The sequence below is a fragment of the Micromonospora sp. WMMA1363 genome (assembly GCF_030345795.1).
Taxonomy (GTDB): domain Bacteria; phylum Actinomycetota; class Actinomycetes; order Mycobacteriales; family Micromonosporaceae; genus Micromonospora.
This window is the reverse complement of the sequence record NZ_JAUALB010000001.1, coordinates 1,272,495-1,285,199: the sequence shown is the minus strand read 5'-3', so window position 1 is coordinate 1,285,199 and position 12,705 is coordinate 1,272,495. Positions and strand designations below refer to the sequence as shown.

Sequence of the window (12,705 nt, the reverse complement as noted above, 5' to 3'; positions counted from 1 at the left end):
TCGGCACTGCGGGGCAACCAGCTACGCGCCATAAGCCGGCCATCGATCGAGCGAGTGACCGTGACCCGGATCTGCCTGCAGCGGTACCGGCAAGTCTGTGGCGGCGCGGCGGCCTTGTCCGTTGAGGTCGAGTGGCGGCGGGATCTCGTCGGGAGGGTGGTGGATGGTCGCCGCGCCGATCACCCCGTCAGGCTGGACGTTGCGCTCCGCCGCCGTTGCCCGAGTCGGGAGCGGCCTGGTTTCAGCCGGGCGTGCGGATAGCTGCTCATCGAGCCGTGTTGACGGGCGGTCTTCCCAGTCAGTATCGACTCTTGACTCTCGCACCCCCTCGCTTCCACGCGATTCGATAATCCACATTATGTCAAGTCGACCCTCGCGGCTCCTGCTCTACCGGGGAGAACGTCAGTCCGGCCCCCGACCAGCACACCCCACCAGACACACGGTCACGGGTCTACGGTTGCCGACCCGTGACCGTTCCGGCACGGTTGGCCGATGATCGACGGTTCGGTGTGACCGATCCACCGCTGGCCAGTCGGACTCCGGCGGCTCGACGAAGAACACCTGTCCACGCTCGCCGCGGCGAGCGTGGACCGCCTGCGCCGCCGGTCGGAACACGGCGGGTGCGTGCCACCGTCTCCCTCCCCCCCCCCCCTTTTCTGGTCATGAGTATGAATATCATGCATAATATTGCTTATGCATGATAGAGGGGATGATTCGGTAGAATGGTTGATCGAGGAGTTCCTGACCGCCCGGGCCACCCGCAAACCCTCCCCGCACACCCTGGCCGCCTACCGTCGGGATCTGCGCACGGTGGCGGCGCTGGTTGCGGAGGAGGTCACCCCTCCCCTCCCCCTCGGCGCCCTGGTGCTGGAAGCTGTCTCTCCCCGGGTCCTGCGGGCGGCGTTCGCGCGGTTCGCCGCTTCCCGGTCCGCCGCCTCGGTGCACCGGGCCTGGTCGACGTGGAACAGCTTTTTCAGCTTTCTTGTCGCCGACGGGATCGTCGGTGGCAACCCGATGCCGGCCGTGGGCCGACCCCGCGCCCCGCTCCCCCAACCCAAGCCACTGCGTGGCGCCGACACACCGGAGCAGTTGCTGACGGCGGTAGCCCGTCCCGACGGTCGACAGCGGGACCCGTGGCCGGAGCGGGACCTGGCGGTGTTGGCCCTGGCGCTGTGCGCGGGGCTACGGCTGTCGGAACTGCTGGCCCTGCGGGTCGGCTCGCTGACCGGCAGGGCCGGCGAGCGGCGGCTGCAGGTCGCTGGCAAGGGCGGGCGACCGCGGGTGGTGCCGATCGAGCCGGAGCTGGACGGGCTCCTGCTGACCTTTTTGGACAGTCGCCGTCGTCGCTTTGGTTCCCGTAGCGTAGCGCCGGGCTCCCCGTTGCTGGTGGACCGCCGGGGTGAGCCGCTGCGCCGGGGCGGGTTGCAGTACCTGGCGGACTCCTGCTACCGGCGCGCCGGCATCGGTGATCGGGTGCCGCAGGGTGCGCGCCTGCACGCGTTGCGGCACACGTTCGCGACGCGCCTGGCCGAGGACGGGGCGAGTGCGGCGGAGATCATGCGGTTGCTTGGGCACGCGTCGCTGGCGTCGTCGCAGGCGTACATCGAGGTGACGGCGAGTCAGCAGCGGGCGGCGGTACGGTCGAACCGGACGCACCGGGCGCTGGCGGGGTTGGCTGCGGCCGGGCAGTGAGGATCGCGGGGAGTTCGGTTCGCGTCGCCGGTGACGAATCCGGTGGGCTTTGCCGAGGCGGGCCGGCGGCGTACTGGTGGACCGCCTCGGCGCCAAACGCCTCGCCCTGTTCAGCGACGCAGCCCGCAGCGTCTTAATGCTGGTCGCTGCGGCGTTCGTCGCCACCGCTGGCACGCCGCTGGCATTTCTCCTCGTCCTCGCTGCGCTCTTCGGCACGATCGACGCGGTCTTCTATCCGGCCACCGGAGCGCTGCCACCTCTAGCCTGCGTCCGGGTTGCGCAGCGGACGCCGGCGCTGGCCGCCGAGGTCGGGGAGGTGGAACGAGTAGTGGCCGTGCACGTTGATGTGGGCGCTGACGTATGGGGAGAGCCGCGGCACGTCGGCGTCCAGGACCGGGTACCCGTCGGCGCGCAGCTGGGCCAGGGCCGCGTCCAGGTAGACGGTGTTCCACAGCGTGATGCAGTTCAGGACCAAGCCGAGCGCGCCGAGCTGGTCTTCCATACCCTCGGTGTAGGCGCGGTGCAACTCGCCCTTGCGGCCGTGGAAGACGTGCCGGGCGAGGCTGTGCCGGCTCTCCTGCAGGTTGCGGATGCTCTTAATGTTCCGGCGGTAGGAGGCGGTGTCGACGTAGGCAAGCACGTGCTGCGTCTTGAAGATCCGGCCGAAGTGGGCCAGGGCGTCGCCGAGCTGGGTGGGCTGGCCACCGTGTTGCAGCATCCGCATCGCGTCGCAGGCGTTGACCGCGCCAACATGAATGGAGGCGACCAGCCGCAGGATGTCCGGCCAGTGCCGGCGAACCCGGTCGAGGGCGATCCGGCCGCGGGCGGTCGCGTTCAACGGCCCGTAGTCGGCGCCCTGGTCGATGCGCCACAGCTTGGTGTCGGGCAGGTCGGCCAGTTGGGGCCGGTAGTCGAAGCCGAGCAGCCGCAACAGGGCGAAGACCACGTCAGAGTAGGAGCCGGTGTCCGACACGATCACCTCGGGACGGCGGCCGCCGTCCTGCCGGAACAGCAGGTCAATCATGTGCAGCGAGTCGCGTGGAGTGCCTGACAGCACCCGCCCGGCCAGCCCGACGGCCTGGTCGCTGATCAGGTTGAGCCAGGTCGTGCCGCGGCGCCGGCCGAAGTATTTCGGGTTCGGCCGGGCATGGATCGTGCGGACCGGCACGACGAACCGGATGCCGTCCACCGCGGCGACCAGGCCGCCGCCCCATGCCTGCGCGAGGTCGATCCCGGCCTGCGCCTCGATCAGCGGGGCGTTCGCCGCCGCGTACGTCTCGGCGCGCAGGTAGTTCTGGTCGACGTGGCTGATCCGGGCCCGGGTCAGCGCCGGCGCCCCGGACACCACCGGGTTGTAGCCGACGTTCAGCGCGTGCGCGGTCAGCGCGGCCGCGATCGTGACGTGCAGGTCGGCCAGCCGGGCCTCACCGCCGGACACCGCGGTGAACGCCGCCGGGAACTGCGGCTGCCAGGTCATCACCTCCAGCAGCAACTCGCCCATGTCGACGCGCGGCAGCATCGCCTCCACCTGCCGGCGCAGGTCCGTCAGGCTCGGTGTCGTTGGCGCGCCTGCGCGAGGAGGATGCGGATGTCGACAGGGCGGAACAGCTATATCAGCGGTGACTGATCAGGTGGTCGTCCCTCGGCGGGTTGCCTTGACCCGCGCTGTCTGTTTTGGATCATGGTGGGGTGTCCGGAACGCCGTCCATCGTTGAGCTGCTTGAGCGGCTTGCCTGGATGGAGGCTCGGATCGTTGAGCTTGAGCGGGACAACGCCGGGCTGCGGCGGGAGAACGCGGTGTTGCGGGCGGAGAACGCGGATCTGTGGGCCCGGCTGGGGCAGGATTCGTCGAACTCGTCGCGGCCGCCGTCGTCGGACGGCCTGGCCAAACCTGCGCCGAAGTCGTTGCGGGGGCGGTCGGGTCGGCGGCCGGGTGGGCAGCCCGGCCATGAGGGTCGTACGTTGCGGCAGGTGGATGATCCGCACGAGCGGATCGCGTACGAGCCGGCCGGTTGCGGTGGGTGCGGTGAGGGCCTGGATGCGGCGCCGGTGACCGGGGTGGCCGTCCGGGAGGTGTTCGACCTGCCGGAGGTCGGCGTGCGGGTGACCGAGCATCGGCTCGTGTCGCGGCGGTGCCGGTGCGGGCATGTCACCGCCGGCCAGGCTCCGGTAGGGGTGGATGCCCCGGTGCAGTACGGGCCGAGGGCCACCGCGGCTGCGGTGTATCTGCAGCAGGCGTTGTTCGGGGCGCAGGCCCGCACCGCGCGGGCGATGGGCGATCTGTTCGGGGTGCCGATGTCGGTCGGCGCGGTCGCCGTCGCGCACGCCCGCGCCGGTGACGTCCTGGCGGATTCGGAGTTCGTCGACCAGGTCCGTGACGCGCTCGTCGCGGCGCCGGTGGTGCACGTCGACGAGTCCGGGTTGCGGGTCGCGGGCAGGCTGCACTGGACGCATGTGGCCACCACCGGGAGATACACCCTGGTGTGGGTGCACCCGAAACGTGGCCGGGCGGGTATCGACGCCGGGCAGGTCACCTCCATGACGGGGATCGCCGTGCACGACGCGTGGGCGCCGTACGACACCTACACCCCGGCCGGACACCAGTTGTGCTGCGCGCACCTGTTGCGGGAGTTGGCCGCCGCTGGCGAGGTGGCACCGCAGGCGGTGTGGCCCGGTCAGGCGACCGACGCGCTACTGGCGCTCAAGACCGCCGCTGACACGGTCCGTGCCCGCGACGAGGCCGGGATCGAACCGGGCCTGCTGGCCGAGCAGACCAGCTTGTTCCGCCAGGCCGCCCTGGTCGCCGTCAAGGACCACCACCACGAGACATCGAAGACCGGCCGGAAACTCGCCGCCCTCGCCCGGCGGATGCGCGACCGGATCGACGACTACCTGCGCTTCTCGGTCGACCTACGGTCCCCGTTCGACAGCAACCGCGCCGAGCAGCAGATCCGCATGGTCAAGATCCGGCAGAAAGTATCCGGGAGCTTACGCACCCTCGACGGAGCGCAACAGTTCGCGCTGATCCGCTCCTACCTCGCCACCGCCACCGCACACGGCCGCAACACCATGCACGTCCTCACCGAACTCGCCGCCGGCCGTCCCTGGCTACCCACCACGACAGCCACCACCTGATCAGTCACCCGAAGACGAGCCCACCGCGGCCGCCAGCGCTGCGCGTCGGGAGGTCCCGCAGCGCCGGAACGGCCCTGACCTCGTACTGCTCCCGCGTACTGCTCCCGCAGGTCGGTGAGGCGCTGGGCGGAGTGTGCGGCGTCGGCTTCTGCGGCGCGTTGGGCGGCGGGCGAGTTCGGCATCGGCCCGCCCAGCTCACGCCGTATCCGTTGGTTTGTCGGCCAGGACTACCGGTACCCACTTGTGGGCGGTGGAGATGACCAGGTCGGCGTAGCGTTCGTCGGAGAGCCGGTTCGCGGCGTGGATGAGTTCGTCGGCGCCGAGGTCGTCGACCATGCGGACGAACACGGCCAGGTCGGCGCCGGCCGAGTCGTTGCGGACGTAGTCAGGGCCTTCGGTGATCACGTGTTGTCCGTCATCGAGGGATCGGACTGCCGGTTCTTCGGGATGCCGATGACGCTGACCCTGTCGCCGCCGATCAGCGGGGCGTCGGCTGGCCCCTTCTCCGCACCATGGAGATCATCTATGTGGTCGCCGTGCTCAAGTTGATCGCGCCGCTCGGTCTTGATGCTGCCCGCGAGACGTAGAGGTCACCGCCGCTCGACGCCGGAGAGTTCCTGATGGGCGCAACGCTGCTCGGCGGCATCAGCCTGGTGGGCCGATGGCTTCACACGCATTGTTGTGCGTCAGATCGAGGAGGACAGGTAGTCCGCGAGGCGGGCCGAGCCGGTGAGCATCGCCCGGCCGCGGGCCGTGATCCGCTCGCGCCACTGGTCGATCGACGCTGCCAGCGGGCCTGGGCCGCCGGCAGCGTGGACTTGTTCGATCACGGCGGCGATGTGTTGCAGCGGGTAGCCGCCGCGGCGTAGCAGATGGGCGAGTTCGGCGTCGCGTACGTCGTCGGCGTTGTAGGCGCGCGCGGTCCGTGACCGGGCTGGGGCCAGGATGCCGGCTCGTTCCCATTTGCGCAGGGTGGCCGGTGTGACACCGAGCCGATGGGCGAGGATCCCGATCGAGACGGCTCCATCGGCGCCCTGCGGTGCAGGCGGGCTAGAGGCGAGCAGGACGACCGCTGAGGCGACTCGTTCCACGGTCTCGCGGTCACGGTGAAGCTGTACGTGAGCGGTGTCGAGCACGGCTAGCGCCGTCGGGAGGTCGCCGCCGAGGACCGATTTCATGATCTCGCCGGCGGCGCGGTGGCCGTATCCGGCGATGAGCGCGACGTAAGTGGTTAGCGCGCTGACGTGGTCATCGGTGTAGACCCGGTAGCCGCTGGCCGTGCGGGCGGCGGGCGGGATCATCCCGGCCTGCTCGTAGTTGCGGACCGCCTGCGCGGACAGCCCGACTGCTCGGCCCAGATCCACGGGCCGGTACCTGAGAGTTTGAGGCTTCAAGCGGCACTCCCGAGGAGAATTGAGGCGAAGTTTCACACGCTAGTTCAACGATACGGTTGAGGTCATGGCTTTCGACACCGAGTTGCTGTCCCTTGTCTGCGCTCGCCGGCCGCACCTGCTCGCGATCGGTGAGCCCTACCACGGTGAGCCGGCATTCCCCCGCCTACGTAACCGGATCCTCGAAACACTCGCCGGGCACGGCTTCCGGTCGATCGCGATCGAGTCGGACCGGGCCGCCGGCCTCGCCGTCGACGACTACATCCAGGGCCACCGCGACGAGGTGGACCTGAGCACCGGCATCAGTCACGGCTGGGGTGCTCACCCGGCCACCCGCGAACTGGTCGACTGGCTACGCGAGCACAACGAGAAACTGCCACCCGCAGAGCGCGTCACCTTCCATGGCTTCGACGCCCCGACCGAGATCACCGGCGCGCCCAGCCCCGGCCCGCTGCTGCGTGAGCTGTGCGCCTACCTCGGCGCGGCGACCGCGGACCTGGACCGCCTGGTCGGCGAGGACGACCGCTGGAGCGCCCCGGAAATCATGTACGACGCGTCGCGTTCACCAGGCCGCTCACCCGAGGCCGCCGCGCTACGCGGCCTCGCCGAGGACCTGCGATCCCAGCTATACGCCGACGCGCCCCGCCTCATCGGCGACACCTCCGCCGAGGCGTGGAACCGAGCCAGAGTGCTCGCCACCACGGCGATCGGCCTGCTCACCTACCACGCCGCGATGGCCGAGCCGGGCACCCAGTCCCAGCGGATCGGCCACCTACTCGCGGCGCGAGACGCGCTGATGGCGCAGAACCTGCTCGACATCCTCGCCACCGAACGCGACCGCGGACCGGTCCTGGTCTGGGCCAACAACGCACACCTACAGCGACACCCGAGCCGGTGGGACACCCACTGGGAAGGCCAGGACCTCGCGGCACAGTGGAACGGCGCCGGCTCGATCGTCTCGCCACTGCTCGGCGACAGATACCTTTACGTGGCCGGAAGCCTCGGGGCGAGCGGCCCGGTCGGCCTCGGCCAACCGGAAGCCGGCACCTACGAGGAGCACCTCGGCCCGCAGACCGGCATCTTCGCACCGCCCGCCGACAGCGACTTGCGCGCCCGCGTGACGGACCTGCTCGGGTACTCCCCACTCGACGCCGGCACGATCGAGACCTGCGACGCGATCCTGCACATCGGCTCCGAACCCGGCGCGGCTGACGCAGCCCGCATCGCCGGCCGGCCCGGAGTAACCGAGACCCGGATCGAACCGGGCTCCGAGATGCCGCCCTACACCTGGGGCGACCGGTTCTTCTTCGCCGGCGAGGACCGCCGGATGCGACCGTTCGCCACGATTGTCGGACACGACGTCCCCGGCTTCGACGAACGATCCCGGCTGTCCGAGCCCGGACGATACCGGCTCAACATCGAGGTAGGGCGCGCCGAGTTCCGCAACCTGTTCGGCTACGGACCAGAGGAGTTCGCCGCCCACAGCGACAAGCTCGACTTCGCACAGACCGATCAACTGATGCCCCACCCCGCCTACGCCGTGCAGGGGTGGGCCAGCTTGGTCAACCCGGGTCCAGCCACCGCGGACGCGGTAGAACGGCTGCTGACACAAGCACGTGCCCGCGCCGCTGATCGCGAGCACCGCAGGAGTCGATGACCGAAGTAAATGCTGCGATCCCGCCCGGCTTCCAAGGCGTCGCAATTCGGGCGCCTCTCCACCCGTGAGGTCGTACGCCTCCAAGATTTCCACGATCTCCCTGCCGCGTTTCACCGGTCGACCCTCACCGACCAGCACTTGGACATGATCAGCGGGGAGGCATCTGGCCATCCACGGGGAGATCCCCGACCACCAGCGGGGCGGTAAATGGCCGCCTATGGGGAGTATCTAGACGAGTTGTTCCGAATGTCGGTCAGTGGTCGTAGGCGATCAGTGATCGGGTGACGGGTGCGCCGGTCTTGGTGTTGTGCCAGATCGCGGCGGTCATGGCCAGGAGGCGTTGAGCGACCCGGACGGCTACGCCGGCGAAGGTCCGTCCGCCGTGTTGTTCCAGGTCAAGCTGGCCCTTGAGGGTGTCGTTGACCGACTCGATCAACTGGCGGACCTTCTTGAGTATCGGTTCGCCGTAGCGGGCCTTCTCCTTCTTGCGGGACGGGCGCAGCAGTTCGATGCCCTGTTCGGCCAACTGCCGCTCGAACGGTCTGGAGGCGAAGCCCTTGTCCGAGATCAGCAGGATCCCGTCGTGCTCGGCCACCACGTCCGCCTCGATCTCCAGCATCATCGCGAGGACCTCCCGCTCGCCGATCTTCGGGTTCGCCAGGGCCCACAGGATCGGCATCCCGGTCGGGGTGCACACCAGGTACAGCCGTAGACCCCAGAAGAACCGGGAATGTGAGGCGCAGTAGCCGTATCCGGCCCAGCCGGCCAGGTCCGAGCGTTGCGCGGTCGGCCGCGACATCCCGCACGGGATGGGGGTGGAGTCGACGATCCAGTGGTTGTCGAACCAGAAGTCACTGTCGCGGGCAGGTCCCGGATCACCTTCTTGACCAGCGGAAGCGCCGCGCGGAGCCGCTTGTTGTAGCCCGACCGTTGCGGCAGGTAGGGAAACATACCGGCGAGATGGACGCGGGCGTAGCGGATCCAGTGTGCTTCCGAGCGGGCCCCGAGAAGGACCTGCGCCACGGCCAGGCACACCAACTCGGAGTCGGTCAACAGCGGCGGCCGGCCTCGCCACCGGGGCGTGCGGATGCTGTCGTCGATCTTCACGTACAGTGCGGTCAAGAGGGTGTCCAGGTCTTGCGTCACAACATGATCATGGGCACCCTCTCTTCACGCCCACACATCGACCCCTGACTTCGGAACTACTCGTCTAGACCAGGCACGAAGTTCGTGATTCCGCCTCATCTGCGGTGGCTATTCGGCGAGGACGACGCGGAGCCGGAGGAGGTCGAAGTTCGCACGGCCGTACATCTGCCTTTTGATCGCTTTCAATCGACAAACGTTGCCCTCTACTGCGCCGCTGCTGTAGGGCAGGGTGAGGCCGTTGCGGACGGCGTCGTAGTCCTTGAACAGGCCGGCGGCGAAGCCGGCCAGCTGCGCGACGCCGCTTTCCTTGGCCTGGGCGATCCAGGTGTCCAGGTGCTGGCCCTGACGTTGGCGCAGCATCCCGGCGAAGTCGCTGACCAGCCGGTCGACGGTGCGCAGGCTGTCACACCGCTCAAGGATCCGGGTCAGGCCGCACTGCTCATCTTCGGTGCGATCGCCGGCGGGCCGGATGATCCAGCCGGTCACTTGCCTGGGTTTCGGCGCGACCGCGGTCACGGCGGTCGGTTTGATTGTGCCGTCGCGCCAGGTCTGCAGCAGTCGGCGCACCGTGCGGGCGCTGCCGCGGTAGCCGCGTTCGCGCAGTTCGGTGGTCAGCCGGACCGCGTTGGTGCAGCCCTGCTCCCCACCGGGAGACGAGGTAGGCGGTGTGCTCGTCGAGGTCACGGGGTCGTGGGACGGTCTCGGTGAGCAGCTCGTCCGCGGTCGCCGCGCGTAGGTAGCGGCGTATCGTCTTGCCGTCGAGGTTCAACGCGCGGCTGATCGCGGTGGTGCCGATGCCGGTGGTGTGCAGGGCATGGATCTCGGCGTGCCGTTGCCGGGTCACCTCGGCCCGGCGGCCCGGCTCACCCTCGGTGGACGGGCGCGGCTGCGCGACGGCGTCGGCCTCGGGTCGGTCCTTGAGGCAGGCACGGTGGGCACGAACGACCCGGTCGACCGCCTGGGTGAGGTTCTGCAGCAGGTGGAAACGGTCGGCGACCTGGATCGCGTCCGGCGCACCGAGCCGGGCACCCTCGGCATAGCCGCTGGCCCTATCACGACAAATCACCTGAGCACCCGGGTGTGCGCGCAGCCAGTCGGCGAACGTGTCGGCGTGGCGGTCCGGGCAGCAGGTCGACGGGTCGACCGGTGTGCATGTCGACGATGACGGTGCCGTAGGTGTTGCCCTTACGGAACGCGAAATCGTCGACCCCGACCACCGCGATAGTGCCGGGATCCGGCACTGGCAGCGCCCGGGCCAGCCGCAACATGGTCGTGCGGGACACCTCCACGGCCAGCAGACGGGTCATCCGCGCGCCCGGCCGGCCACCCAACGCCAAGGCGATCTTCTCCAGGACACCGCGCAGCAGCGGAGTGCGGCGAGCATACGGTGTGGTCAGCTCCGGCACCTGTTCGGCGAAGGTCTGCCGTTCACAGACGGTGTTGTCGCAGAAGAACCTGCGGACACGTACGCGTAGCAGCGTCGGCCGGCCACCGATCGCCGGGTCGGCCAGGACACGCTGGTAGCGGCTGTGCACCCGCACCGACCTCGACTCACAGGCCGGGCACCCTGCGTCAGCAGCCGAAACGTCAGCTTCCAGCCAAACCGACCGTCCCTCGGCACGCACGTGCCGGATCCGCAGGGCCGCGAGATGGGGCAGCAACCCTCCCAAGCTATGATCATCACACCATGAACATGATCGTCCATAGTGGATCACACCCGGCGGCCGGGGTCGAGCCGATCCCGGCTTTCACCAACTTCGTGCCAGAGCCAGTATCTACTGGCCGCGGACACAAAAGCCTCCTCACCGACCGCTAACCAGCGGATTCACCGACCTATTGCCGGTCTCCGGCGTATCCCGGTCGGCCCCCTAGTACTGCAACGGCGGGTCGTGACTTATGGCGGTTTGAGTCGTTTGCGGTAGTGGGCGGCTCGGGCTTGTTCCTGGCGGCGACGGCGGAAGTCGGACCAGCGCAGGATGTGGTCGGCTCGACGGCGGGTGGTCAGGACGAGGTGGGCGAACAGGCGGCGGATTTCGTTGCTGCTCAGCGGGATCTGGCTGCGCTCGTTTGCGGTGGTGCCCCCTTTGCGGCTTCGAGGGCGCGGGTGACGACGAGGAACGCGGCGGCGGCCATCGCGAGGGTGATGTGGGCGTACCAGGCGTCGTAGCGGCGGACCTGGTACTGGTCCAGGCCGACCTCGTTCTTCGCGGTCTGGAACGATTCCTCCACCGACCAACGGCTACCGGCGACCCGCACCAGGTCGCGTAGTCGGGTGCCGCGGGGGCCGAAGCAGACGTAGTAGGCGATGTCGCCGGGATCCGTGATCGAGCGTCGGGCCAGGACCCAGCCGCGGCGGCCGTGGGCAAAGGTGCGGCGGATCGGCAGCCGAGCCCAGTCGTAGCGGCGCGGCCCGTGCGCGCCGTCACCACACGACAGTCGTTGCCACGCGCCCGCACGCACCCTGCCGATCAGCTCGTCGACACCGGTGGTGGTGTGCAGCCCGGAGGGCACCCGATCGTCGCGTCGGGTGGCCATCACGTACGCGATGTCCCGATCCTCCAACCAGCCCCGCAGGCCAGGGTTCTGCCCGTAGGCCTCATCGGCCGTGAACCACGAAAACGGCACCCCCGCGGTGACCGCCCGCTCCAGCATGGCCTGCGCCTGCTGCGGCTTGGTCGCGAACCCGACGGCGTCCGGGATCGCCGAGCGCCGGCACCGGTCCCGATCACCGGTCCACGACTTCGGCAGGTACAACTCCCGATCGATCAACGCCCGACCCCGCGGCGTGGCGTAGCACAGGAACGTGCCGATCTGGCAGTTCTCGGTCTTGCCCGCCGTACCCGAATACTGCCGTTGGACCCCCGCCGACGCACGGCCCTTCTTGACGAACCCCGTCTCGTCAGCGATGAGCACCCCGGCCGCATCGCCGATCTGGTCCACCACGTAATCGCGCACGTCATCGCGGACCGCGTCCCGGTCCCACGCCGCGCTGCACAACATGCCCTGCAACCCGTCCGGCGACACATGCCCAGCCTGCTCCGCGAGGGTCCAGCCGTTACGCCGCTCCAACGGTGCCAGTAGCCCCCGCACATACGCCCATGCCCGCCGCCGCGGCTCCACCCGCTCAAACCGATGCGCGAACCGGAAGAACAACTCCTCCAACCCGGCATCCCACGACCCGACCACCCGCGCATCCACCACAACCAACCAACGAATGATCAGCACCCGAAGCTACGACCCGCCGTTGCAGTACTAAAGCGGTTGCGGCGGGGCCGACACGCAGCCGCCACGGCTGAGGGAGATGGGAGCGCCCGCCAAGGACCACGTACCCGGCGGGCGCTTGTCTGCGTCCTGGTCTACAGCGGCGGGTCATGGTGCGGCGGCGCGACCTGAGTCACGGTGGTGGTCGAGCGGCTCTTGGACTGGGCGAACCACCAGTGGATCGGCCAGATAATCCAGGCGACACCGCAGGTAAGGAAACCGCCGACGGCGTAGAGGACGTGCATCCAGCCGGGGATCCCGCCCGAGGCGACGGTGGTCTGTTGGTAGCCCGCCGGGGGGTACGGCTGGTGCGGGTACTGCGGGCCGCCGTGCGGTGGCGGGTACGCGCCGGGCTGCGGTGGGCCCGGCGGCGGCTGGTGTTGGGTGGGGTCGTCGGGAAGCATCGGGTCAGGCTACCTTCGA

Annotated in this window: 9 protein-coding genes and 3 pseudogenes; 3 read left to right on the top strand and 9 right to left on the bottom strand. The window is 69.3% G+C overall.

Annotated elements, in window-relative coordinates:
* Positions 1-693: 693 nt before the first annotated feature.
* Positions 694-1,692: a tyrosine-type recombinase/integrase gene (locus QTQ03_RS05910; RefSeq protein ID WP_289277089.1), complete on the top strand. Its 999-nt coding sequence runs from the start codon at positions 694-696 to the stop codon at positions 1,690-1,692.
* A gap of 259 nt (positions 1,693-1,951) precedes the next feature.
* Here QTQ03_RS05910 and QTQ03_RS05905 read toward each other — a convergent pair.
* A pseudogene (locus QTQ03_RS05905) lies at positions 1,952-3,244 on the bottom strand (Tn3 family transposase); the annotation flags it as partial.
* Positions 3,245-3,381: 137 nt separating this feature from the next.
* Here QTQ03_RS05905 and tnpC point away from each other — a divergent pair.
* Entirely contained in the window at positions 3,382-4,827 is a 1,446-nt protein-coding gene (gene tnpC / locus QTQ03_RS05900; RefSeq protein ID WP_289277087.1) for an IS66 family transposase, read from the top strand.
* A gap of 195 nt (positions 4,828-5,022) precedes the next feature.
* Here tnpC and QTQ03_RS05895 read toward each other — a convergent pair whose 3' ends face one another.
* Both QTQ03_RS05895 and QTQ03_RS05890 read right to left on the bottom strand, forming a co-directional pair.
* Entirely contained in the window at positions 5,023-5,232 is a 210-nt protein-coding gene (locus QTQ03_RS05895; RefSeq protein ID WP_289277086.1) for a hypothetical protein, read from the bottom strand.
* Positions 5,233-5,472: 240 nt separating this feature from the next.
* Positions 5,473-6,221 (bottom strand): annotated as a pseudogene (locus tag QTQ03_RS05890) (MerR family transcriptional regulator).
* Between the two features lie 64 nt (positions 6,222-6,285).
* Between QTQ03_RS05890 and QTQ03_RS05885 the strand changes: the two are divergent.
* Positions 6,286-7,875, top strand: a complete 1,590-nt coding sequence (locus QTQ03_RS05885; protein WP_289277084.1) for a DUF6194 family protein — start codon at positions 6,286-6,288, stop codon at positions 7,873-7,875.
* 253 nt (positions 7,876-8,128) lie between these two features.
* On the opposite strand, the pseudogene QTQ03_RS05880 reads toward QTQ03_RS05885, so the two are convergent.
* The 6 genes and pseudogenes from QTQ03_RS05880 to QTQ03_RS05855 all read right to left on the bottom strand — a co-directional run bounded on the left by QTQ03_RS05880 (position 8,129) and on the right by QTQ03_RS05855 (position 12,686).
* Positions 8,129-9,021: pseudogene (locus QTQ03_RS05880) on the bottom strand (IS982 family transposase).
* 108 nt (positions 9,022-9,129) lie between these two features.
* Positions 9,130-9,507, bottom strand: a complete 378-nt coding sequence (locus tag QTQ03_RS05875) for a transposase (RefSeq protein WP_289277083.1) — start codon at positions 9,505-9,507, stop codon at positions 9,130-9,132.
* Positions 9,461-10,111 carry a transposase gene (locus QTQ03_RS05870; RefSeq protein ID WP_289280699.1) on the bottom strand — a complete coding sequence of 217 codons (651 nt, stop codon included), beginning with the start codon at positions 10,109-10,111 and terminating at the stop codon, positions 9,461-9,463. Before QTQ03_RS05870 ends, QTQ03_RS05875 begins: the two co-directional genes overlap by 47 nt.
* Positions 10,074-10,646, bottom strand: a complete 573-nt coding sequence (locus tag QTQ03_RS05865) for a transposase family protein (RefSeq protein WP_289280698.1) — start codon at positions 10,644-10,646, stop codon at positions 10,074-10,076. The genes QTQ03_RS05870 and QTQ03_RS05865 overlap by 38 nt, the downstream gene beginning before the upstream one ends.
* A 418-nt stretch (positions 10,647-11,064) precedes the next feature.
* Positions 11,065-12,207 (bottom strand): IS701 family transposase, encoded by a 1,143-nt coding sequence (locus QTQ03_RS05860; protein WP_289279559.1) that lies wholly within the window; start codon positions 12,205-12,207, stop codon positions 11,065-11,067.
* 170 nt (positions 12,208-12,377) lie between these two features.
* Positions 12,378-12,686: a hypothetical protein gene (locus tag QTQ03_RS05855; protein ID WP_289277082.1), complete on the bottom strand. Its 309-nt coding sequence runs from the start codon at positions 12,684-12,686 to the stop codon at positions 12,378-12,380.
* Positions 12,687-12,705 lie beyond the last annotated feature (19 nt).